Annotated in this window: 22 protein-coding genes; 20 read left to right on the top strand and 2 right to left on the bottom strand. The window is 37.9% G+C overall.

The features are described from left to right. The first annotated feature begins 39 nt into the window (after nucleotides 1-39). From EJP82_RS02370 to EJP82_RS02360, 3 genes are all read left to right on the top strand, one after another. A complete protein-coding gene (locus EJP82_RS02370) occupies nucleotides 40-1,296 on the top strand; it encodes a radical SAM protein (RefSeq protein WP_127190428.1) in 1,257 nt (418 codons plus the stop codon). Between the two features lie 95 nt (nucleotides 1,297-1,391). Beyond that, nucleotides 1,392-1,880 (top strand): pyridoxamine 5'-phosphate oxidase family protein, encoded by a 489-nt coding sequence (locus EJP82_RS02365; RefSeq protein ID WP_127190427.1) that lies wholly within the window; start codon nucleotides 1,392-1,394, stop codon nucleotides 1,878-1,880. After that, on the top strand, nucleotides 1,877-2,398 hold the full coding sequence (locus EJP82_RS02360; RefSeq protein ID WP_127190426.1) for a GNAT family N-acetyltransferase: 522 nt from the start codon (nucleotides 1,877-1,879) through the stop codon (nucleotides 2,396-2,398). Before EJP82_RS02365 ends, EJP82_RS02360 begins: the two co-directional genes overlap by 4 nt. Before the next feature lie 105 nt (nucleotides 2,399-2,503). Here the strand turns inward: EJP82_RS02360 and EJP82_RS02355 are convergent, their stop codons facing one another. Further along, nucleotides 2,504-2,956: a GNAT family N-acetyltransferase gene (locus EJP82_RS02355; protein ID WP_127190425.1), complete on the bottom strand. Its 453-nt coding sequence runs from the start codon at nucleotides 2,954-2,956 to the stop codon at nucleotides 2,504-2,506. A 336-nt stretch (nucleotides 2,957-3,292) separates the two neighbouring features. Here EJP82_RS02355 and EJP82_RS02350 point away from each other — a divergent pair, with 336 nt between their 5' ends. The 15 genes from EJP82_RS02350 (at nucleotide 3,293) to EJP82_RS02280 (ending at nucleotide 15,375) form a co-directional block, all read left to right on the top strand. After that, nucleotides 3,293-4,159 carry a VOC family protein gene (locus EJP82_RS02350; protein WP_127190424.1) on the top strand — a complete coding sequence of 289 codons (867 nt, stop codon included), beginning with the start codon at nucleotides 3,293-3,295 and terminating at the stop codon, nucleotides 4,157-4,159. A gap of 57 nt (nucleotides 4,160-4,216) precedes the next feature. Beyond that, on the top strand, nucleotides 4,217-4,855 hold the full coding sequence (locus tag EJP82_RS02345; protein WP_127190423.1) for an NAD(P)-dependent oxidoreductase: 639 nt from the start codon (nucleotides 4,217-4,219) through the stop codon (nucleotides 4,853-4,855). Between the two features lie 317 nt (nucleotides 4,856-5,172). After that, on the top strand, nucleotides 5,173-5,967 hold the full coding sequence (locus EJP82_RS02340; protein ID WP_127190422.1) for a DUF6414 family protein: 795 nt from the start codon (nucleotides 5,173-5,175) through the stop codon (nucleotides 5,965-5,967). 223 nt (nucleotides 5,968-6,190) lie between these two features. Further along, nucleotides 6,191-7,297 (top strand): hypothetical protein, encoded by a 1,107-nt coding sequence (locus tag EJP82_RS02335; RefSeq protein WP_127190421.1) that lies wholly within the window; start codon nucleotides 6,191-6,193, stop codon nucleotides 7,295-7,297. Between the two features lie 668 nt (nucleotides 7,298-7,965). Beyond that, nucleotides 7,966-8,205 carry a hypothetical protein gene (locus EJP82_RS02330; protein WP_127190420.1) on the top strand — a complete coding sequence of 80 codons (240 nt, stop codon included), beginning with the start codon at nucleotides 7,966-7,968 and terminating at the stop codon, nucleotides 8,203-8,205. Nucleotides 8,206-8,464: 259 nt separating this feature from the next. Beyond that, nucleotides 8,465-8,860: a hypothetical protein gene (locus tag EJP82_RS02325; RefSeq protein ID WP_127190419.1), complete on the top strand. Its 396-nt coding sequence runs from the start codon at nucleotides 8,465-8,467 to the stop codon at nucleotides 8,858-8,860. 315 nt (nucleotides 8,861-9,175) lie between these two features. Then, on the top strand, nucleotides 9,176-9,709 hold the full coding sequence (locus tag EJP82_RS02320; protein WP_127190418.1) for a hypothetical protein: 534 nt from the start codon (nucleotides 9,176-9,178) through the stop codon (nucleotides 9,707-9,709). A 213-nt stretch (nucleotides 9,710-9,922) separates the two neighbouring features. Beyond that, nucleotides 9,923-10,318 carry a hypothetical protein gene (locus EJP82_RS02315; protein WP_127190417.1) on the top strand — a complete coding sequence of 132 codons (396 nt, stop codon included), beginning with the start codon at nucleotides 9,923-9,925 and terminating at the stop codon, nucleotides 10,316-10,318. Nucleotides 10,319-10,681: 363 nt separating this feature from the next. Continuing rightward, entirely contained in the window at nucleotides 10,682-11,239 is a 558-nt protein-coding gene (locus tag EJP82_RS02310; RefSeq protein WP_127190416.1) for a GNAT family N-acetyltransferase, read from the top strand. Between the two features lie 108 nt (nucleotides 11,240-11,347). Continuing rightward, complete coding sequence (locus tag EJP82_RS02305) at nucleotides 11,348-12,022, top strand: hypothetical protein (protein WP_127190415.1); 675 nt, start codon at nucleotides 11,348-11,350, stop codon at nucleotides 12,020-12,022. Nucleotides 12,023-12,231: 209 nt separating this feature from the next. Beyond that, on the top strand, nucleotides 12,232-12,516 hold the full coding sequence (locus EJP82_RS02300) for a hypothetical protein (RefSeq protein ID WP_127190414.1): 285 nt from the start codon (nucleotides 12,232-12,234) through the stop codon (nucleotides 12,514-12,516). A 177-nt stretch (nucleotides 12,517-12,693) separates the two neighbouring features. Beyond that, a complete protein-coding gene (locus EJP82_RS02295; protein ID WP_127190413.1) occupies nucleotides 12,694-13,515 on the top strand; it encodes a GNAT family N-acetyltransferase in 822 nt (273 codons plus the stop codon). A 2-nt stretch (nucleotides 13,516-13,517) separates the two neighbouring features. Further along, entirely contained in the window at nucleotides 13,518-13,985 is a 468-nt protein-coding gene (locus EJP82_RS02290; RefSeq protein WP_127190412.1) for a GNAT family N-acetyltransferase, read from the top strand. 18 nt (nucleotides 13,986-14,003) lie between these two features. Further along, nucleotides 14,004-14,492, top strand: coding sequence for a cysteine hydrolase family protein (locus tag EJP82_RS02285; protein WP_127190411.1), 489 nt, complete (start codon nucleotides 14,004-14,006; stop codon nucleotides 14,490-14,492). 28 nt (nucleotides 14,493-14,520) lie between these two features. Then, complete coding sequence (locus EJP82_RS02280; protein WP_127190410.1) at nucleotides 14,521-15,375, top strand: class I SAM-dependent methyltransferase; 855 nt, start codon at nucleotides 14,521-14,523, stop codon at nucleotides 15,373-15,375. 484 nt (nucleotides 15,376-15,859) lie between these two features. Here EJP82_RS02280 and EJP82_RS02275 read toward each other — a convergent pair whose 3' ends face one another. After that, on the bottom strand, nucleotides 15,860-17,380 hold the full coding sequence (locus EJP82_RS02275) for a GIY-YIG nuclease family protein (protein ID WP_127190409.1): 1,521 nt from the start codon (nucleotides 17,378-17,380) through the stop codon (nucleotides 15,860-15,862). Nucleotides 17,381-17,621: 241 nt separating this feature from the next. On the opposite strand from EJP82_RS02275, the gene EJP82_RS02270 reads away from it, so the two are divergent. Next, a complete protein-coding gene (locus EJP82_RS02270) occupies nucleotides 17,622-19,067 on the top strand; it encodes a Na/Pi cotransporter family protein (protein ID WP_246053952.1) in 1,446 nt (481 codons plus the stop codon). A 198-nt stretch (nucleotides 19,068-19,265) separates the two neighbouring features. Continuing rightward, complete coding sequence (locus tag EJP82_RS02265; protein WP_170220112.1) at nucleotides 19,266-21,857, top strand: glycoside hydrolase family 84 protein; 2,592 nt, start codon at nucleotides 19,266-19,268, stop codon at nucleotides 21,855-21,857. Nucleotides 21,858-22,055: the final 198 nt, after the last annotated feature.

Genomic DNA, 22,055 nt, shown 5'->3' with positions numbered 1-22,055 from the left:
TTGTTCCACATTTTGAAGAGAAAATGGGAGGTATGCTTTATGGCTTTGCGTCAAACTGGAATACTCGATCGGGATTTAACGTTGGATGAAGTGCTAGAGAAGTTCCCCGAATTCCCAAGGTTGGTAGCGATTAAGATTGATGCTCAGCGGCGAGGGGTGAGGTATTCGGATCGGGCACTTACCGTATTCAATCCACAGATTCACCAAGTGCGGGGAGCTGCATTATTTGGGTCCCGGGATGATCAACTTACACCACTCCCAGAGTCTCTCCTGCTGCGAGATGGAACAACGTTGTTGACGGACCCGACTCCAGCTGAGCTTAATCCCTATGTAGTGGATTATCTAGGAGACAAATTGGTTCTGTTGGATGGAGATAAGGTGATTGAAGAGGTGGAATATTGGCCGAAGCCTTCTTTTTATGACAAGCTCACCTCGAAGGGGAAACCCATGGAGTTTGTGGTGACGGCTAGACCGCAGAGATTGCAGATTATGCCATCAAGCTACTGCCACTTCTGGGAGAACGACAATGGCTGCAAATACTGTGATATTGTTAACCACTTGAAACATCAGCGTACGGGCCTGGGCGTACACCCGAGATTAAATCCTCAAGAGGTTGGTGAGGTAGTCGGGGAAGCGTTGAAGCAACCTGGAAGATATTCGAGCATTACACTTACGGCAGGGTCGGATACCAGGGGAGTAGAACCTTTTGACGAGGAAGTGAACTATTATATTAAGCTGTTGCAGGCCATTGGACAATACTTCAACACGCCGAAATTTCCCTCTCAACTGATCGCCACTGCCTTCAATGAGAAACAGTTGGAACGTTTGTACAACGAAACTGGAGTGATGAGTTATACGGCAGATATCGAGGTGCTGAACGAGCGATTATTCGATTGGATTTGCCCGGGGAAGGCCGAGTGGATCGGCTATCAGGAGTGGAAGAACAGGCTGGTGCGTGCTGTCGGTATTTTTGGCAAAGGAAATGTAAATACCGGCATTGTAAGTGGTGTAGAACTAGCTCGGCCTTATGGTTTCACCAAAGAGGAGGATGCACTCAAGGCCACCCTTGAAGAAGCGGAAGATCTAGCGGAGAAAGGGGTTTCCACTGTGTATATGGTTTGGATTCCTCGTCCACAATCTGAATTCCATGATCAACATAACGCTTCGCTTGAATATTATGTTCGTTTGGCTACAGGGCTCGATTCTATACGGCGTAAATACTCACTTGGAATCGACTTTGATGATTACCGTCGTTGCGGCAACCATCCGGATGGAGATCTATCACGAATCTGGTAATCCGCACGAACTCTTACTGGGTGTAGTACTGAACCGCGGTGCGCTCGTCTCATGGCTAACTTTTTGGTGAAAAGAATGAATTAGGAGGGACTTAGATGGCAGTTGTCTGGGAGCAGAAGGTAGTCGAGTTGATCAATAATAAGGATTCCGTAAAAGTGCTTGCAACTTTAGATGGAGATGGTGTACCGCATACAGCAGTAAAGCAGTCATTGCATGTGGATCAAGAGGGGAGGATTGTGTACCTGGAGTTGCTGGAGTCCTCGCGAACATTTGAGAATATTACGCGCAGTTTGTGGCATGATCAGTATGTTTCGGTCACAGTAAAGGGCGATGAATCAAGCTATAAAATAAAGGGGAAGCCAACACGAATTCATATATGCGGTACTTTATTTGAAGAACATTACATTGCCGTCCGGGAACGCCTAGGAGATGTTGATCTCGCAGCCGTATGTGTGATTGAACCGGAGGAAGTTCGGAACCAGACTTACCGTGAGCGACTCACACTGCAGGAGGCGGGGCAGCCATTCTATGTACATCTAGACCGACTGGCGAATACTGTCCACACTGTAGAGTTCAGCGAATGAGTGGGTTGGCTGATCATTATTACATTCGTGAAATCACAGAGGAAGAACTCCCACTGGCATTGGATTTTCGTCAAAGAATGTTCAGTGAGATGGGTGTATCTGATGAAGTCCTAATCTCTGACTCCAAACAGATCCTGCAAGAGATGTATAGCAGGGAGTTTGGCGCAGGCCGTTTACGACATTATGTAGCTTATCCTACTGACAGCCTTGTCCCCGTCGCAATTTGCGGTGCTTTAATTAAGGATGACTTTCCGTATTTCCTGTTTCGTCCAGGTAGTTACGGCTGGATTGTGGATGTATACACGGTCCCAGAGCATCGGGGTAAAGGGTTGGCAAAGGTACTACTTACGCATACCCATGATTGGTTGATCTCCAAAGGAATACTGGAGGCAAAGTTAATCGCTTCGGGTAAGGAAGCGAGGAGATTGTATGAGCGGAGTGGTTATGCGGCCACTTGGGAAATGACCTTAAGTTTAACGGGTGGGGCCACTTTTAATAGTATTATTGATGAGCGTTGATACCATAGCGGTCAAAAAACAACAAGTTTCCGGGTTATCGGAACTTGTTGTTTTGTTGTGCTTATTATGATCTTTTAAAAATAGGCTAAGGAAGGATATGTATTACTATAATTTCAAACTATACAACAATTCATCTTCAATAATCTCACCGGTATCTTTAAAATTAAAACTTTCATACAGTCTTTTCCCAATTAGATTGTCAGGTTCGAAGGATATAAAAATTTCATGGCAATCATGAAAGTTCTTCATTTCTTCAATCACTTTCCCCAGTGCTACCTTCCCATATCCTTTTCCTTGATATTTATGGTCTATCATGATTCTGCATATTTCATATAAATTATCCTCATAACTAAAACCATACATGGCGAATCCAACCATAATTTCATCATCATAGATGGCTTTGGTAATCCAACCGTCTTGAATTTTTGATTGAGCAATAGATACAGCGTTGGATGCAACAAATTCCTCAATAATAAAATGTTGACCCTCTTTATCCGTGGTTAAAGAAATGCATTTTTCCCAATTTTCATTATCAATATCTTTCAACAGTATATTCATGTTACCTCCCATGTTCATCGCACAACACGAACTATTTATTTCATTTCACCGTACGTATGAACTTAATTATAGATTATCAACAGGCTAATAATAACAGTAATTTCTATATACAGTATATATTTAAGCTCACAGTGGCTCTCTTCGTATAAAGAATATGCTCGTTCGCTTCGCCTATAATCGCAATGAACTGTTCATACTACCAAGATAGTAAATCTTAGTGTTGACATATTTATGGGATGTAACTATACTGATTACAGGAAGTGTAACTGTTTCGATTACAGCTAAGTCACTTAATTAAAAAATACTTATTATTATGAAAATAGGAGGGGAGAAGTTATGCCACAGTCACAGCTCCTTCATCCCGAGGCTGCTATTGGGACCGTACATTTAAAAGTTAAATCCCTTCAAACATCGCTTCCATTTTATCGTGATGTGATTGGGTTCAATTTAATAAAGCAAGAAGGAAATATTGCTGAACTTACAACTGATGGAAGTCATGTGCTACTCATACTTGAGGAGAGTGATCAATTTCACTCCCTAACCACGAGGTCTGTTTCTGGTCTTTATCACTTTGCCATTCTAGTACCAGATCGGTTGTCTTTAGGATTAGTACTTCGTAATCTAGCTCAGAATAAAATACCTGTTGGACAAGGAGATCATTTGGTCAGCGAGGCACTGTACCTGAGCGATCCTGACGGTAATGGGATTGAAATCTATGCGGATCGTCCACGTGATACTTGGAAAAAAGATGAGCAAGGTGAGTACATTATGACCACGGACCCCGTGGATATTGATGGATTACTCGCTGCCTCCGAAGGAGCGCAGTGGAATGGACTTCCCTCCGCAACCCGGATCGGTCATGTTCATTTTCATGTAGGAGACTTAATTCAGGGGAAAGCATTTTATTGCGGTGTGCTTGGTTTCGAAGTCGTGGCGCATCTTGGCGGGGAAGCATTATTCATCTCAGCTGGAGGATATCATCATCATATTGGATTAAATACCTGGGCAGGTAAGGGAGCTCCAGCTGCACCAGATAATGCGGTAGGATTACGTCATTTTACAATTACGCTTCCTAATATGAATGAACTGGATACCGTAGTGAGTCGAATTGTCGATGCCGATGTTCCATTCGAGCGTCAGCCTAATTCGGTAAGTTTCCGCGATCCGTTTGGTATTGGGATCAAGCTGGTCGTTCAGCCATAAACCAACAACATATTTATTAACTATCTAACAAATACATTTATTCAGGAGGAAATTAACATGGCAAAGATTGCAGTTATTGGAGCAACAGGTAAAGCAGGAACTCAGATCATAAAAGAAGCAGCAGAGCGGGGACATGAGGTAACAGCTATCGTTCGTAATGCTTCTAAGTTAGCAGACAAAAGCGTGGCAGTACTGGAAAAGGACATTTTCAACCTAACTTCAGAAGATCTCACAAAATTTGATGTGGTGGTCAATGCGTTTGGCGCTCCAATGGGAGAAGAGCATCTGCACGTTGAGGCGGGAAACGTTCTGATCGATGCACTTAAGGGTGCTACAAACACAAGATTGATCGTAGTTGGTGGAGCAGGTAGCCTATATGTTGACGAAGCGAAAACACTAAAAGTACTGGACACACCAGATTTCCCAGCCATGTTCCTTCCAACGGCTTCTAATCAAGGTAAAAACTTGGAGATCCTACAAGGCACATCCGATCTCAATTGGACCTTCATCAGTCCTTCAGCATTCTTCGCAGAGGGTACACGTACAGGTTCCTATCAAACCGGCAAAGACAACCTTCTCGTTAACTCCAAAGGCGAAAGCTATGTAAGTTATGAAGACTATGCCATTGCCGTTGTTGATGAAATCGACAACCCAAAACACCTAAATGAACGTTTTACAGTCGTATCCGAATCTTAATTCAATAGAACAATCTATTTTGGAAGCAATCATTTAGAGAATACGCAGAAGTGTCATCCGACGCCCGGGAAACCGGGCGTTTTGGCATTGACATGATATTGGATAAAGTGGTTAGATGTGGGATATAAGGCGGGGGATTATGAGGTTGGTGAGATAGTTATACCCAAAATAGTATTTTAAAGGAAGTGAAACTGTAAAGAGATTGATAATACACTTTCAGTGAGCATTTTGTTACCTAAAATGATATACGAATTCGTAAATGCACTAGTTATACGCAATTACTGCAAAATAGATAATTAAAATCGGAGGAGATTTCTATGATTTTACGTAACTTTCTTTATTTAGATACAAGTGTATTGAACGATTATCTTTCTACGATAGAAGGCTTTATTGAAGAAGGACCAATAGATCAGACAGAAACTGAAAAAAGTAATAAATCGGGTAAAGCAAATATAAAATTTGCAGAAGGAAACTTGCAAGCTGAAACCTCTACTGAAACAAGACAGAAAATTGCGAGAACTGATGCTTCTAAATTCAATAATCTCTATGATTATTTAGCTAAAGAAAATCTTAATCAATTCCTCGATGCATTCGATGATGAAATTTGGCGTCAAATCAGGAGAGGAGAAATTATTGAAGTTCCATCTAGTATAACTATTTCAAAGGTGTTTAAGATGACGCAAGATCTTCAGAGTATGTCACCCATGATTGATATAATGCAAGCATTCGGGCAGGAGCCATTCAAAGACAAACAAGAATCAAATATGTTTGCCGGAATAAGCTCTTTGGGAGAACATGCAACCAAACAAAATATCCCTATTATTTTTGAATCGGAGTCAACGAGAGGCTACAGCTTTTATACACGATTGCAGCGGCAATATCTAAAAACAGATATATCAAATCTCGAAGGTGAAGCAGATATCCTTGGTAAAGTACAAAAGATTATACCGAAAGGAAAACAAGAAGAAGTATTTAGTATAGTCCCTGCATTTGATTCATTCCTAAGCAGGGAACAAAAAAGAAAAATGTTAAGTGATAAAAAAGGCAAAAATCTTTCTGATTTCATTAAAGGACCAGCTATTGTTGTGACACCAATAGCTATCTATAGGTAGGATTAAGTAGTTCAATGAGGGCAGTAACAGCGTATAACAGAGCATTCCTGCTGCGTCGCATTCGCTCCTCGGTCGCCATGAGGGATCTCTATGAAGTGAATTCAGGCGACACTCCAACCGGCTAAGTCTGACGACTCGGCACTACGTGCCTTAAGCCGCCTTGAACGTCAGGAATGCAAGAACGTTAGGCGAAAGATCGGAAAAATGAATTTGGAGGCAACTCATGAAGAATATCTTAGTAGGTAATGGAATTAATATTCAATTTGGAGGAAGTGAGTATTTGAATTCACATATTTTAAATAGAGCTGTTAGAAATGTGAAATCAGGTCACTTTCCTGCTGATGTATATCCAAGTGAAGTTGCGGAGTGGTTAATGTATTTATTTTCTCAATTTAGTTTAGTTATTAATGGACTTTTTGATAACTATGCAGTAACAGAAAGTGAAAGAACAGCTTTAGCAGATTTAAAGAAAAGATATCGTAAGAAGAATTCTTATCAATCTTTCGATATTATTGGATTCGAGGATTATTTTTTAGTACATAACTTAGTTTGTGTTAAAGAGAAAATAGTAAACCCTGAAAGATATAACTTCAGAGAAGTGCTAAGAATCTTTATTCTCGATTCTATCTATAATGCAGGAAATATAGAAGAAGTTTATCATAAATTTCCTTTCGATCTACTAGGGTTTCTTAGACAATATGATAATATTTTTACCACGAATTATGATAAGAATATAGAGAAATATGTAGACAAAGAAGTTTTCTATTTACATGGTGCGTTTCATATACTTGCGGATGTTTATGATCCTAATAGTCTGAGAAATCATATGTCCGATAGCCCTCTAAAAAATGCTAATATCATAACTGGATTTGACCACCTATATTCCAATGCATTAACTACATATTCAGGCGAATCCAAAGAATTTCTAATAGGTATGCAGAATACGGCAAATGAAGCTATGACTAAATTCTTAAATGGCATTAAAGAAAAGCCGGAGATTATTCCTCAGATAGAAGAGTGGAAGGATTCTGATAGTTCTCTTGTTAGAAATCTATATGAAGCAATAAAGATTAAGCAGGATAGGCCTGATTTAACATTTTTAGAATTTGATGCGATAGATCGATTTAGAGAAATAGAAGGTAGCCTCACAATTCTCGGGCTCTCTCCAAATAATGATAATCATATATTTAATGAGATTAGATCCAATGAAAAATTAGATGAAGTTATTTATTATTATTACGATAATTCAGAGGGAAACAGAGTTAACAAATTATTTGATAACAAAAAAGTTAAGATTATTGATGTGAAGAAATTTTGGAAGGAACTTTAAGGAGACTGACCCTTCGCCTAATACCGTATCTATGCCGCGTCGCAAGCGCTCCTTGGTCTGCCGAAGAATTTTCGAGGAAGTGAATTAAGCAGACAACCCTGCACCACCTAACCCCGCTGCGGCCGGAACATTCGTCCCTTAAGTTGGTGAGGGTTCGTAGATACAAGAACGTTATACGCAATCACTAGGGATTGGTTTTGAGAGAAATAACTTGGTTGAAAAGATCAAGAACACGATATATTTTCAAGGATGCATCCGGCGCAAAAAAATGTTTACGATGCTAATTCTATGATGCGCCTGCGGGATTAATTAAGGTGAGATTTGTGAGTATTTCAAAGAAGCCAGTAACTGCGTATAACATAGCATTCAAGCTTCAGGGCTATCACCCTTTGGTTGTCACGATGTATAATCATGGAAGAAGTACAGACAACAAATGACCCAGCCTAAGATAAGAGCTATCTAAGGCTGGGTCATTTCGTGAATGCACAAACGTTAGATGAAATTCCCGAAGGTCGTTATGAAAGAGTTGAGTCCATGGAGCATGTGAAAAAAAACCAAATATAAAAAAGATATTTTTTACGACTATATTAATAGTTCTTTTAGTAAATGCATTAATTGATGTTTCTCTACGTATCTATATTAGATTCTCTATTCAAGAACAACACATTTTGGAGATTACTAAATTAATTCAAGAAACAGATGGAGAAATTGATGAAATTGAAGTTTGGTCAGAAGGTGGAAAACGGAATTTTTGGTATACGAAGCTGAACTCATTTAGGATGTACGATATTAGTTTTACAAAAAATGGAGAGAAAAAACATGCAATATATAGTTACCCTGAAGGTTATTTATTAGAATCAATTGAGGGGAGATCCGTAACAGGAAAATGGTATCTTGCTCCTAAGTAAAGTGAATACAAGAACGTTAGACGAAATACACCAAATTCTTTAAATAAGGGGCATAAATAATGAGTAAGAAATATCGTGGTAAATTTCCTTCAGATGATATCCCAAATATCATTGGCCAATAGGAGAATCAATATTTGATAGACCTATATGGTGGTGCCTCGAATAGGAAACACAAGCTGCATTTTTGTACACGAACATTATATGAAAGTTCTGAAATAATAGTTAAAGAACCTGACAATTGAAGGAGTGCGAAAGACTCTTGAAACCATTTCTTTGTGTTTTATTAGTAATTATTGCACATTTTAGTTTCATCTTCTTATTAGGTACCAGAGTAGGAGATTTCACGTCTGATACAGCAAAAACTTTTATTATGTTTTATGCAATACCTTTGTTTTTTTTAGTAATTAATTCAGTATTATTTTATAGAACAGATAATAGGAAATTAAGATGGATATGGTTTTTATTTAGTGTTATTCCAGGTTGTCTCTTTATAATCTCCGTCAAGTATCAACCGCGTACACCAGGTGGATTTGAAATTTTTCCAGAATATCACCTAGAATTTGGCTATATTCTACCTGCTATTCATTTCATTATTCAAATCATATTTTTAAAAATTTGGGTTTCAGAGAAAAGAAAATGTAAAAATAATAAATAATCAACGGTATGCCTATTCAATGAAGTCAGAACCTTCATATAATACAGCATTCACGCATCGGACATTCGCCTTGGTCCGAAAAATGTGTTTTTGGTGTAGCAGAATCAGCGGACAACCTTGCAACTGCTAAGTCTGACGACGCGCGTTATGCGCTTAATCCGGTGAAGATTCGTGAATACAGAAACGTTATGGGCAAAGCATTATAAACGAGATAAACATGAAAAACATTGTAAATGAAAGTAGATTCATCGATGAAAGAAAAGAAGCATTATACTATTTCAAGAACAATATAAATCTGAAGATTACGATGAATATATGTCACCATCTAATAAATATAAATTGAAAATAGAATATTACGAGTATGAAGAAGACTATAGACGTTATAGCTACTCTAAAGGGACTATTACAAATAGTAGTGAACAAATCGTTTCAGTTATTAATAGGAATTATGGTCAATTTCCATTTCTATGGATTGAGAAAGAGAATAAAGAATATTTATTGTGCGGGATAGATTATCAGGGATATACGATAGTGGATTTACAAACGGGAAAAGCTGAAAGCTATGTACCCGACACAGCATATCAAGGGTTAGGATTTTGTTGGGCTGCAATGTATCATAGAAAAGATAATAATAAGGTAGCTGTTGAAGGTTGCATTTGGGCACATGAATATGAACCAGTAATCTATGATTTTGAAAATCCAATGCAATTACCTTATAAAGAAATATTGAATATTAGTCCCTATGGAACTTTCGATGGTTGGATAAATGAAACGGAATTTAAATATGATACTGACAAAGTAGAAAGAATAAATATAAGCAAACTCAAAGATGGCCCCGACTACATATAACATTATTTCACGCTTCGGGCCTTGTGGCCCTCGGTCCGCTAGAAGCGGTTGGCAGGGAAACAGATTCAACGGACACATCCGCACCTCGGTCCAGTAGATGCATTTCAAGAAGAAGATTCAGCTGGACACATTGATCCCCTAAGATAAGAGCTATCTAAGCCGGGGAGAGTTCGTGAATACGAAGAGGAGATTCACAAGAGGAGGTTGAGTTTTGTGGGAGATGCTTGTACCTTGAGCTGTGGTCATTGCTCATTCAAACAAGATGTTTATTTAGGATTTGGGTTTAGATACATAGATTTAGTTTCCATTTTAGAATGGTATGAGGTAGAAGAGGATCGACAAATAATCAAAGAGTTTATTAATGAAAAGGAAAAATCATTTGAATGCTTTGATGGTCTGTATATTTGTCATGAATGCAATTTTTTGTTAAATAAAGTGTATTTACATATGAAGTCAGAAACACGATCTTATACGAATAGCTATAATTGTCCGCTTTGTAGAACAGAAATGCCTTCAGTCCCTCTAATTAATATTCAGAGTGAAATGATTGATTGTCCAGATTGTAAGCAAGAAAAACTAGCGGTGAATTTTTATATGGATTGGGACTAAGAAGATGAATTAAGTTGTATAACAGTATTCAAATGAAAAGGTGGAAAAATGTTTAATGTAGATGATTATTCCTACTGGTGGCATTTTCCCATGATATATTTAAATAATTTTCCAGGAAATCACACAGACGAAATATCCAATTAGCTAAGTCTGACGAACCGTTTCCTTCGGTCACTCAGGCTATTTGAACATAGGGAATGCACAAAAGTTATTGGAAATCAGCGAGTATCACTCTATAAGTCATTATCTATCTATTTCATAGATGCTATTCAGTATATTCAGGTTAGTCTTGTATAGTGTATAAATTCGGTACTTAATTATTGATATAGTTGTTAATTTGAGATGAAAAAAAGGAGAAATATCATGAATTCAGAATTCGCATTTATTGATTTCCCTCGGTTAGAAACAGAACGGTTCACACTACGCAAAGAAGAAGAAAAAGATCGACATGATATTTTTGAGCTTTATTCAAACGAAGGTGTTGTTAAATACATGTCATTCACACCATTTATTTCTGTGGAGGATGCGGTAGATGAAATGAATTGGTATAAGAAAATTTTCAAGGAACAATCTGGTTTAAGGTGGATGATTGAAGATAGAGAGTCCAAAAAAGTGATTGGAACATGCGGATTTTTGAATTACGAGAAGATACACAACCGTATAGAAATTGGTTATGACTTATCTCCTGATTTTTGGGGTAAGGGTATCATGACAGAGGTAGCGAATTGCATCATTGATTTTGGGTTTTTGAGAATGAAGGTAAATAAAATCGAGGCGAAAGTGGAACCAGAGAATGAGGCGTCGATCCGTTTGATGAGTAAGCTCGGCTTCCACAAAGAAGGTGTCTTAAGGCAACATGAGTTCGAAAAAGGGAAATACATTGATCTTGCTGTTTTCTCTAAGCTGAAAAGTGAGTATTAAACTCTTATTTTCTAAGGTAGTAGCATCACTATAGCTGAACCGGGAGTCACTGCTTAAAAGTCAGGAATGCGCAACGTCATCAGAAAGACCATTAAGGGGGGGGCATGTATGAAACTCTTCAAAGGTAGGCACTTGGGTACATCACTGAAACAAGAAGCGTTCATTGATACTCCACTGGGAGACATCTCCCTAAAATTATTTGTTGAAGAGTTAACATACGTTCCTAATAAAAGATTCGCTCTACCAAATGGTGGTACGCTTTATGGATATTATTACGATCAGTTCGATGCTGAATTAGTAATTTGTAAGCCAAAGTTATATATTCCTTCACATATGGTAGTCGATAACTCTCAGGCGGCCGTTTTTAGAGTAAAACCCAATAATACTGTACATTCATGTGACTTTGTAGCTGAGTGGGAGAAAGGATATAATTGGGAAATGTTCGGAGGTAATAGTGGGCAGTATCTGGAGTCGGTTGAATACAAAAACAGATTAATTAGACTTCATCTAGGTACACAAGATGGCGAAGAATTAATGAATAGGAAAATCAATGGAGATATGATTCCGAATTCCCTGAAACTCCATTCGGATATAGAAAGATTTAATTTTATTGAATACATAAATCACGGGTTTCGCATTCCGTTTAACCAAATACTGAAGGATGAGATATGCCAAGTACATTTTATAGTTGCATGGACAAAGAACATCGCCGATGATGTCTCAACGTGGTTTGCAGTAGACCAATTAACCAAAAACATATTGGAGGGGGAAGAGCTTATTTAAGTATTTCAATGTAGCATGTTCCTCCACACTGTGTTCATGCTACCTCGCTGACGTTCCTTTATCTCTCCAATAAATTATCGAAACTTGATCAAATAATCAACTTAAGCCTCCTAGGTTCGTGAATACACGAACATTATCTAAAATCTCCATATACCAAAAATCCTATAAATCTCAAATCAACATCACTCAATATCTTGGAGGGATTCTGAATGGGAACAGAAGAATCTATAAGTGAAATGTTAAATGAATTAATTAGCAAAGTTGAATTGATCCTTCCTGATAAGACTAAGCATAGTTTTGGGTCGTTAGAATATTTCCTGCCACAAATAATTAAGGCAAGGGATGAAAAGCTTTACTTGAAAGATAACTGGTTTATTAATTCTCCGCGTTGGTTAGGTGAATATGGGAATACCAAGGATGAAGAAGAAATATTTGATGATATCGTTAAGATAGAGTTATTTATGAGGTCAAAAAGGCATCAAACTAATGAATAACAATTAAAGATACTGGATGGGAAACTTTAATAATAATTGTTTTTTACCAGTTCATAACACGAATGTTCGAGTAAAATGAGTATTACAACATAACTAGAACATTTGAGAGGAAGCTTTCAAGGTAATTGAGTTTGCGTTATTTTGTGCAATAATTCACATGTGAATCTGGGGGTAAATATGATAGAGATACTAAAAAGGGCTCAAAGCTATACATACAACTCATTGAATTATTTGGATTTGGATGAGATAGAAATTAATCCGAATGAAGATTTAATTATTGAGCAATCAGATGCAATTATTATTTGTAACAAAACAACCAAAGAATATAAGATGCTTTGGGCTGCTGAGACTCTTGATGCTTTTACTACGGCGGTTGGGGAATTAGAATCTAAGCTTAATTATCTTTTTTTCAATGGGCCAAGAAGAATATATATGGAATTTGTAAGACCAGAATTAGTCCCTCTATTGGAGAGTATAGGGTTTAGGAATGATAGTCAATTTGTTGATTTTTGGATTGATGATATTTCAAAAGTTGAATCAAGTGAAGGTAATATCATATTGATTAGAAACACAGTACCAGAGGACTATTTGCAGGTTAGTTTAATTACTAAGGCATGCAAAGGACTTTCAAGAGGGTTTCATGGTGAAGAAGTTGAGTTTATCAAAGAATGGAATGAAGATGAGAATTCTTGTATATTATTAGCGGAGTTAGAAGGAGTAGCAGTTGGCGTATGCTTCGTTAATATATATGGTTTTAACAGTGAAAAGGGACCTGTATTATGGATAAGAGAACTAGCTGTAGATCCCAATTTTCAAAACCGAGGAATTGGTCGTAGTTTAATAGAGCAAGGTTTACAATGGGGTTTACACAAGGGCGCAAAGCGTTCTTTCCTTGCAGTAGATAAGCAAAACATAAATGCAATTCATCTATATAATCAGTATGGTTATAAATGCAAAGATGAAATCGGCCAAATTAATATGGCTCTAGAGAGGGTTTGAGAGTGAACAATCCGATAGATTTAATAGAAATAAAATACGTAGTAGCAGATTTGAAGCTGAAAGAATCTATAACAAGTAACTGGAATAAAGTGGTTGGTAACCGTATGCATATTGAAGATGGAGTTTCAATAGTGGGGATGCATGGTGATGAACCTATTTCAATTATCTCTGTGTACTGGAAGCAATGGATTGAACCTTTAGAGCAATACTGTGACGGGTACATAGATATTATTGAAGTGAAGCCTGAATATAGAAGGCAGGGTATTGCTAAGTTTTTAATTGAAGCAGCCGAAAAGGAATGTAGAGCCCGAAATATAAGCCAGATTAGAGCATGGAGTTCTGATGATAAAATTGAAGCAATCAATATGTGGAAGAAACTTGGATATGGTATGTGTCCTGCACGGATTCTTAGTGGATATCAGCAAGATGAGTTAGTTAACGGATATTATGTAGTAAAGACTTTATTTTAACATAAGGGGAGACACACCATGAAAATCGGGCTATTAATTGTAGATATGCAAAAAGTCTTTTTAGAGAATCAAAAGGAAAAACTCAATATTGATAGTGCATGTGAACACATAAATTATGTCGCAGATCTACTTCGTTCAAAAAATCATTGTGTTATACATATTCAGGATATTGAAGGAGCAGAAGATATTCATTCCGAATCACTCGATATCATTTCGGAGATCAAAGTTGAAGATCATGATATTAAGGTAACTAAAGAAGAATCAAATGCATTTTGGAATACAAAATTAGAACAGATTTTAAAAGATCAAGGAATTGGATTAGTTATTGTGGCAGGGTTTGCAGCAGAGCATTGTGTACTCTTTACCTATAATGGTGCCAGAGAAAGAGGCTTTACAACAGTAATCTTACAAAATGGAATATTGAGCACGAATAGTGATGTGATTAGTCATACATATCGTGATAGAAACATTATTTCATATCCTGTAATTGAGTTTATTGTGGGATAAGGATTTATTTGAAAGAAGGAAATCAATTGTGAAGCTAAATAATTTAATTGAAGCAACAAAAAGACCCTTATTGTTTGAAGAGGGGACTTCACAGATGTGGATCGACGAATATATATCACAACAAATGCTAGAAGCTCATTTAGATCCCAATACAGATGCTGCAAGTAGAAAGCCTGATACAATGGATGCTTCGGTGAAATGGATCAAAGAATATATTTGTGGCAACAACTTTGAACTCCAAGTACTTGATTTAGGTTGTGGGCCAGGACTTTATACAAATCGACTCGCTAAGCTAGGTTTTAATAATGTAACAGGAGTGGACTTTTCAAGTCGTTCAATTGCATATGCAAAGGACAATGCATCAGAGTTAAATCTGCAAGTCAATTATATTTGTCAAGATTATTTAACTCTCAATTTCACTAATAGCTTCGATGTGGTCCTGCTGATATATTGTGATTTTGGAGTATTTAACGAATACGAATGTAACACATTGTTGCATGAAATCTACAGTAATTTAAAGCCTGGGGGAAAGTTTGTCTTTGATATTTTTACACCAAATAAATATAGGAATCATGCTGATTCGAGAACATGGAATTCATATACGAGTGGCTTTTGGAGACCAAATTCTCATATGTGTTTGAACTCCAATTATTGGTATCCTGAAGAAAGAGTTCATTTAGACCAAACGATAGTGATCGATGATAATGAGGATATGCATGTTTATAATATTTGGGATAAGGCATATACAATCGATGAGATCTCTTCCATTCTTAAGCGTGTAGGCTTTGATGAACTTGAATATTTTTCTGATATAACTGGACGAGAATATGATGAAGACACAGAAATAATAACAGTAGTCGCCAAAAAGGAATTGGTGAAGTAGTCTTTGATCCGTCATCCAACGTCCGGGAAACCGGGCGTTTTTGCGTTAACATAATTTTAAATAAAGTTGATTAGATGCTAGTTAGGTAAAATTAATAATCTGGAGTGAGAAAATGAATCTACTAACAAAAGATTCCCAGACATTTCTTCAAAGAAAAGATATCATGAAAGCGGATGGACTTATAGCACTTATCTTTTATTTATACATCATTTCACTTACCTGTGTTTACATGTATTCGTTGAAAATGGTGTGCTTGACTATTTATCAGGAAATAACACAAGAATTATATTTGGTTCAGTAATGCTATTGTTAATGATAGTTCCCCTAAGTCTTATATTAAAGATTAGAAATCAGAGTCTTTCATCCATTGGTTTTAGTAGGGTTAGAAGAAGTCAACTGATAGTGATAATAGTGATGTCTACGGTAAATCTCCCTCAATAAGTCTACCGTAGACGTTTTTCTTTTACCGAAGATTTAAGAATGATCAAGCACTTATAGCTTCTTCAGTTTTTAAACTATCACTTTGGCGATATTCCATAGCAAACATGGTTGTGATGAAATCTACTGTTGGGTCTATATCTTGTACAATATTTTGAAGATCCTCAACGGTAGAATAGAAAAATTCTTTTCTAAGATTAATCTTGTTAACCCTTTGGCTTTCTAAAGCTTGGTGTAACTTTTGTTCCAGACCAACAGCATCATCACTGAATACTAATGCATGTACATCAAATTTAAATGGGACAGACGCATCTCCTAGTTCATCGACGCGTTCCAATGGATCTAAACGCCGAGTCATACCCACTTTAAACATGTTATCTCCGAACGAACCAAGGTTAGAAATTACATATACATGACCTGCTTTACCATTTGCTCGTTTAACAATTTCTTCCTTTATCTCTTCAAGTTTCTCTAATTGTTCCTCAAGCTCTTTAAGTCTGGCTTCAAGAGAGGTTACTTTATGTATATCAGTCTCTGTACTCAGTAACGCTCTATTTTTTGCGATTTCTTGTAAGTACTTTTCTTCTTCTTTTTCAATCTTTTTACGTTCTTCTTCTAATACCCGTTTCTCTTCTGCCTCTTGTCGCATGATTTCTCGAATTTTTCTTTGCTCTTCCTTCTCCAGCTCTTTTTGGAAGTAATACTTATATTCAATTCTAATGGCTATTTCGAATAAAGGCTCAAGTTCTGATAAAAAACGAGTTATTGTAGGAAGAATACTTGCATTTCCGCTTGCAGAAATTCTTAAATATTTTTCGATCAATGCCTTGGAATTTTCAAGCATCTGATCGAGGTTGCTGTAGCTTAAGGTGTGGAGAATGTTTTGCAACTCAGCTTGAAGACCAATGACCATTAACTCATAGATTGTCGCATTGGCTTTTGTAGTATATCGAGATTGATAAGATGCTAACAAATTACGGATTTCTTTATTGTTAGCGTTCATATCAGATCTCAAGGTCTTGGAGGCTTTATAGTGTAGGTCAAGGTGAACAATTGTATCAAGAATTCCATCATCTTTCATTGACTCTTCAAACGTTTGAAGATGTGTTTCAATAACAGAGAAGTTAATAGCTGAAGGGAAATTTTCAAGGAGATTCTTAATGCCTAATAATTCAGTTTTATGTTTCTTAGCGGCCTTTTCATATTTAGTTATTTCTTTAGTTGATTTAATAACAGTTTCCTCAAGTTGATTGACTTCGTTAGTTAACTGCTCTTTTTTGTCTAGAAGGTTAAGGATGTCTTTTTTTGTGACCTCCACAATATCAGCAGCAGTTTTTTTTGATTCATCAATTATTTCGAAAGCCTTCTCGTTAGCCTCTTTAATCAGTTCAATTCCCTTGTCCTCGATTGCTAAACGTAAAGGAGTAATAGCATCCTCAATCACTTTTTCAAGGTTATTAACTTTCATGTCAAGTGCGTTGAGTTGAACTTCTTTTTCTTTTAGTTGAAAATCTTTGTTCTCGAGAGTTTTATTCAATTGAATCAACTGTAGAATTTTTTTAAACATAGTGTCCTCCATAGTTTTATTTTTCCACCATTTTATAACATAAATGATGGTTTGGGATATGAATAAGTAAACAATATATTTTTCCACCACTAATTATAAATTTGAAATGATCAAACTAGAAATACTATCAAGTAATTTGAAGCACTGAGCTTTTTGATGCAACATTTACCTCAATCTTCGATTATATTACTCCGCGGTTACAGAGAATTTGGAATTGAGTAGTGGGAAGGGGGACTCCTACTTGTTTATTTCTTTATTAATTATGCACACGGTCATGGCTATCGGCCTTGTTAATGCAGGTCTAATGACATTCAGACAAGCCATCGGGGTCGTACTTGGAGCGAACATCGGTACGACGATGACCGCTTTTATTGTAGGGATTAAAATTGAAGAGTATGCATTGCCTATTATTGCAGTAGGGGCATTCTTTTTATTTTTCATGAATAAGAAAAGATTTCAATATATTGGGCAAGTCATCTTCGGATTCGGTGCTTTATTCCTCGGACTTTCTACGATGGGGGGAGGGGTGAAGCCGCTTCGCGAACTACCTGCTTTTACTGATTTCATGGTACAGCTTGCAGATCAGCCTGTGCTCGGATTGATTGTCGGTACAGTCTTTACGATGATTGTGCAGAGCTCAAGCGCGACGATCGGGATTCTGCAGACTGTTGCAGACGAAGGGATGATCTCTCTTCACGGGTCTCTTCCGATTCTGTTCGGTGATAACATCGGGACGACCATAACAACGGTACTTGCTTCAATTGGCGCTTCCATTGCGGCCAAACGGACAGCGATGGTTCATGTTATTTTTAACGTCTGCGGGGCCATTATCTTTATGCTCTTGCTGCCTGTTGTACTTTGGGTTGTGCAATGGATGGGAGAAGGAGTTAATATTCGGATGCAAATTGCATACGCTCATGGACTGTTTAATGTGACGAATACACTCATCTTCCTCCCACTGATTCCCGTGTTAGCATGGATTGTAACCAAAGCTATTCCAGGAAAAATGGAAGAGATTCAGTTTAGACCGATCTATCTGGACGATCGTTTGCTTGCTACACCAGCGGTGGCGTTAGGCCAAGCCCAACACGAGATTCTACGGATGGGTCAGTATGCAAGAGAGTCTTTGCAAGATGCGACCAAGTTCTTCTTCAATCGGGATACGAAGTTTGCAGATCTTGCATTACAGAAGGAAGGGCTCATTAATGAGCTCAATCGCAAAATTATCGACTATATTACTCGGATTCACCAGAATAACGGACTTCCTGAGGGCGAATCGGAGAAAGCTTCCGGTTGGTTCCAGACCGTCAGTGACATCGAACGGATCGGAGACCATGCTGAGAATGTTGTAGAGCTTGCTGAGTTCAGCATAATCAATAAGATGGAGTTCTCGGGAGCCGCTACGAAAGAGCTTCAGGAGATGATGGAAGTCGCTGATCAGACCGTTGAGAAAGCACTGGTGGCTCTGGAGGACCAGAATACCGAGATGGCTAGAGCAGTATTGGAGCTGGAGTCGAAACTGGATGAACTTGAGGTTGTGTTCCGAAAAAATCACATCAAGCGTCTAAACCAAAATTTGTGTGCAAGCGGAGCCGGTACGATCTACTTGGACCTGCTTACCAATCTCGAACGGATCGGAGATCATTGTAAGAATATTGCTCAATTCGTTCTGCACGAACAACATTAAAAAGAATAAGTACTGGATTGTCTCGTCCTGATCATATAGGGCGGGACATTTTATATATTTACGATCCACCTTCATGTAGAACAGATGAATGGCCTATACAACATGGGGTTGAAATCGAGCCGCTTTGTTTGTCATAATGGTATGAGCGTTATTTGGGTTCATCAATATCACTTACTCCATGAGAAGAGGTCTATCACAATGAACAATAATTTAAGTCAGTCAACAAACCACCCTTATGAAATTTATCCCGTTCCTCAGGATATTATTTATTATGAAGTTGAAGCAACGATTACAGATTGTGTCCATATCATTGCTCAGGCTGATCTAAAAGAGGCCACACTGCCTAAACTTGAAGAGGCTTTAACTTTGTACGGTTATACATATACGATATCAGATGATTTTGTTACGGGTAAAAGTAATATTTACCTTACAACCCAGCAGCATTGTAATAAAAATTGGTTAGCAAGTATACATCCAGAGCCCATTTCCGAATTGACGCAAAGAGAAGGGTACAACCTAGTGTTCAATGGGGATTCGGTTTGCGATATTGCTATTATTGGTAGTGATAGCGATGGAATCCATTATGGTGTTGTAACTTTGAATCGTATTTTGAGCCAATTATCTAATCATGTACTACAGAAATGTGTAATCACGGATTATCCTGAAATATTGTATCGTGGCTACATTGAGGGGTTTTATGGTTATCCTTGGAGCCATGAAGATCGCATGGATCTGATGAAGTTTGGCGGTGAACAGAAGTTAAATACTTACATCTACGCTCCTAAAGATGACCCTTATCATAGAAAACACTGGAGAGATTTATATCCGGATGAGAAAGCACAGGAAATTTCCGAGCTTGCGGCAGCTGGCCATGCTAACAATTTGAATTTTGTATGGACTATTCACCCCGGGGAAACGATTGACCTCTCCTCAGAAGAGGATTTTCAATCTGCGATTACCAAGCTAGAACAGCTGTACATCCTAGGAGTACGTCAGTTTGGCATACTGTTCGATGATCTCATTGGCGTTCCAAACGGAATAGAGCAAGCGGAGTTTATCAATAGAATAGATACCGAATTTGTTAAAGCAAAAGATGATATTAGACCTCTTCTCACTGTAGGTACAAGATATTGTGAAGCTTGGGGCCCATCGATGACAGAATATTTCAAGCCTTTCGTAGAGGTACTTCATGATGATGTTGAAATTATGTGGACGGGCGCTGCGACGATGTCCAATATTTCCAAAGAACAATATGAATCACCTAAACGAGCGATCGGCACTGACAAGAATCTATCCGTATGGTGGAACTATCCTGTTAATGACTACTGTGACTCCAAAATTCTCATGGGTAAAATAGAAAACTTAAGCTCTGATCTGAATAATGTAAATGGGTTCTTCTCGAATCCTATGAATCAACCTCAAGCTTCCAAACAAGCATTATTCTGCATTGCTGACCACAACTGGAATACAGATGCTTTCAACTGTGAAACAAGCTTTTCCGCATCATTCAGGGCGCTTGCTCCAGAAGTAGCAGAAGATTTGGAGATATTCGCTTCTAACAGCTGTTATTTAAATGATGACGGCGGGATCAGTGGTGACTTTTTGTTCGATGAATCATGGTATTTGAAGGATGATGTCAAAGAGCTACAGTCTGGCATAGAACAAGGACAAGATGTAACTGAATGTGCGAACAGATTGATGAATCATTTTATCAGAATGGAAACAGCAGCGGATCGTATCAAAGAGGGGTGTTTAAATGTACAGCTGGTAAAAGAATTAGAGCCTTTCTTGGATGCATTTAAATTGATGACCCAATCGGCACAGCATGTGATTCAAGGCGTTATAGCCTTACAACGTGGTGACGTGCTTGAAATGGAACGTAAAAATGAAGTGGCGCTTAACCTCTTCAAATCCATGGAACAATGTAAAGTTCAAAGACTAAAAGATGAGGTTCCGCAGAATTATATAGTAGATGTAGGTACCTTAGTGATTAAACCTTTTATTTCTGAAACGATTATCTTGACAGCCGTTATAGCTGGAACGGAAACGAAGCCATTAGCGCTAGGTTACGATATGAAGAATCTTGCATTACAATCCCTTGGGGTTACAGCGACCGCTTCAAGCAGCGTGAGTGAGAATGAAAATGGTAATAAGACCATTGATGGCATGATTAAAAGTGGGAAGTGGTGCTCGCCAGACCACAGACCACATCTTACTATCGATTTACAAGAGCCTGCAACTATTAAGCAATATCGTATTATTAACTGCGGGCATCCTGTGGCTAGGGAAACTAAAGTATGGAACACCAAGCATTTTCAAATCCTTGCTAGCCTAGATGGTGATCAGTTTACAATCATTGATGAAGTAACCGATAACAAAGGCGATGTGATTAACCGTATTCTTGAAAATGAAACTACAGCAAGATATATCCGTCTGCAAATTGTTGAACCAACACAAATAAGCATCGATGGAAGCGGACATACGCGTATCTACGCATTTGAATTATTTAATGAATGTTATCCATATCAGTCTGAAAAAGTACTCACATCAGAAATCCAGATTGAAAAACCAGGCAAAATCACGATTAAAAATGTGAAAATGGGCGATGTGATCTCGTTGTACCGTTCATTGAATGAAGAAACTCCATTTGCGGTATCTGAGAGAGCTTCTGAGGATTTAAATGAGATTGTGTTTGAAGGCGTATCGCTGCGTGAAGCTGGAGACAGAATATTTGTTGAGAGAACGTCTGGTAAATATCTGCCAAGTGTCAGAACATCAAAAGGAATATAGATATATCATTACAATTAGCGTGAATTATAAGCTTAGATGAATTTATGAAAGAACCCCCAGCTATCCGACCATGGAATGGGACTGCCCCCTTAACGTGAGACAAATTAAAACACCTTCAAGAGAATTCAACCATGTCGTAAGATATGGAGACAAACTTGGAGGTGTTTTTGCGTTGGCAACAAGAGTTAGCTACCCTGT

It is taken from the genome of Paenibacillus anaericanus (assembly GCF_003994475.1).
Classification (GTDB): Bacteria; Bacillota; Bacilli; order Paenibacillales; family Paenibacillaceae; genus Fontibacillus; species Fontibacillus anaericanus.
The sequence above is the reverse complement of the archived record's forward strand: the minus strand, read 5'-3'. Positions and strand labels throughout refer to the sequence as shown.

What these genes read in the sequence shown, in the direction of transcription:
- EJP82_RS02365 (WP_127190427.1), top strand. Translation starts at nt 1,392, where the DNA reads ATGGCAGTTGTCTGGGAGCAGAAGGTAGTCGAGTTGATCAATAATAAG.
- EJP82_RS02360 (WP_127190426.1), top strand. Translation starts at nt 1,877, where the DNA reads ATGAGTGGGTTGGCTGATCATTATTACATTCGTGAAATCACAGAGGAA.
- EJP82_RS02295 (WP_127190413.1), top strand. Translation starts at nt 12,694, where the DNA reads ATGATAGAGATACTAAAAAGGGCTCAAAGCTATACATACAACTCATTG.
- EJP82_RS02265 (WP_170220112.1), top strand. Translation starts at nt 19,266, where the DNA reads ATGAACAATAATTTAAGTCAGTCAACAAACCACCCTTATGAAATTTAT.
- EJP82_RS02285 (WP_127190411.1), top strand. Translation starts at nt 14,004, where the DNA reads ATGAAAATCGGGCTATTAATTGTAGATATGCAAAAAGTCTTTTTAGAG.
- EJP82_RS02340 (WP_127190422.1), top strand. Translation starts at nt 5,173, where the DNA reads ATGATTTTACGTAACTTTCTTTATTTAGATACAAGTGTATTGAACGAT.
- EJP82_RS02355 (WP_127190425.1), bottom strand. Translation starts at nt 2,956, where the DNA reads ATGAATATACTGTTGAAAGATATTGATAATGAAAATTGGGAAAAATGC.
- EJP82_RS02350 (WP_127190424.1), top strand. Translation starts at nt 3,293, where the DNA reads ATGCCACAGTCACAGCTCCTTCATCCCGAGGCTGCTATTGGGACCGTA.
- EJP82_RS02275 (WP_127190409.1), bottom strand. Translation starts at nt 17,380, where the DNA reads ATGTTTAAAAAAATTCTACAGTTGATTCAATTGAATAAAACTCTCGAG.
- EJP82_RS02345 (WP_127190423.1), top strand. Translation starts at nt 4,217, where the DNA reads ATGGCAAAGATTGCAGTTATTGGAGCAACAGGTAAAGCAGGAACTCAG.
- EJP82_RS02370 (WP_127190428.1), top strand. Translation starts at nt 40, where the DNA reads ATGGCTTTGCGTCAAACTGGAATACTCGATCGGGATTTAACGTTGGAT.
- EJP82_RS02300 (WP_127190414.1), top strand. Translation starts at nt 12,232, where the DNA reads ATGGGAACAGAAGAATCTATAAGTGAAATGTTAAATGAATTAATTAGC.
- EJP82_RS02310 (WP_127190416.1), top strand. Translation starts at nt 10,682, where the DNA reads ATGAATTCAGAATTCGCATTTATTGATTTCCCTCGGTTAGAAACAGAA.
- EJP82_RS02335 (WP_127190421.1), top strand. Translation starts at nt 6,191, where the DNA reads ATGAAGAATATCTTAGTAGGTAATGGAATTAATATTCAATTTGGAGGA.
- EJP82_RS02320 (WP_127190418.1), top strand. Translation starts at nt 9,176, where the DNA reads ATGTCACCATCTAATAAATATAAATTGAAAATAGAATATTACGAGTAT.
- EJP82_RS02305 (WP_127190415.1), top strand. Translation starts at nt 11,348, where the DNA reads ATGAAACTCTTCAAAGGTAGGCACTTGGGTACATCACTGAAACAAGAA.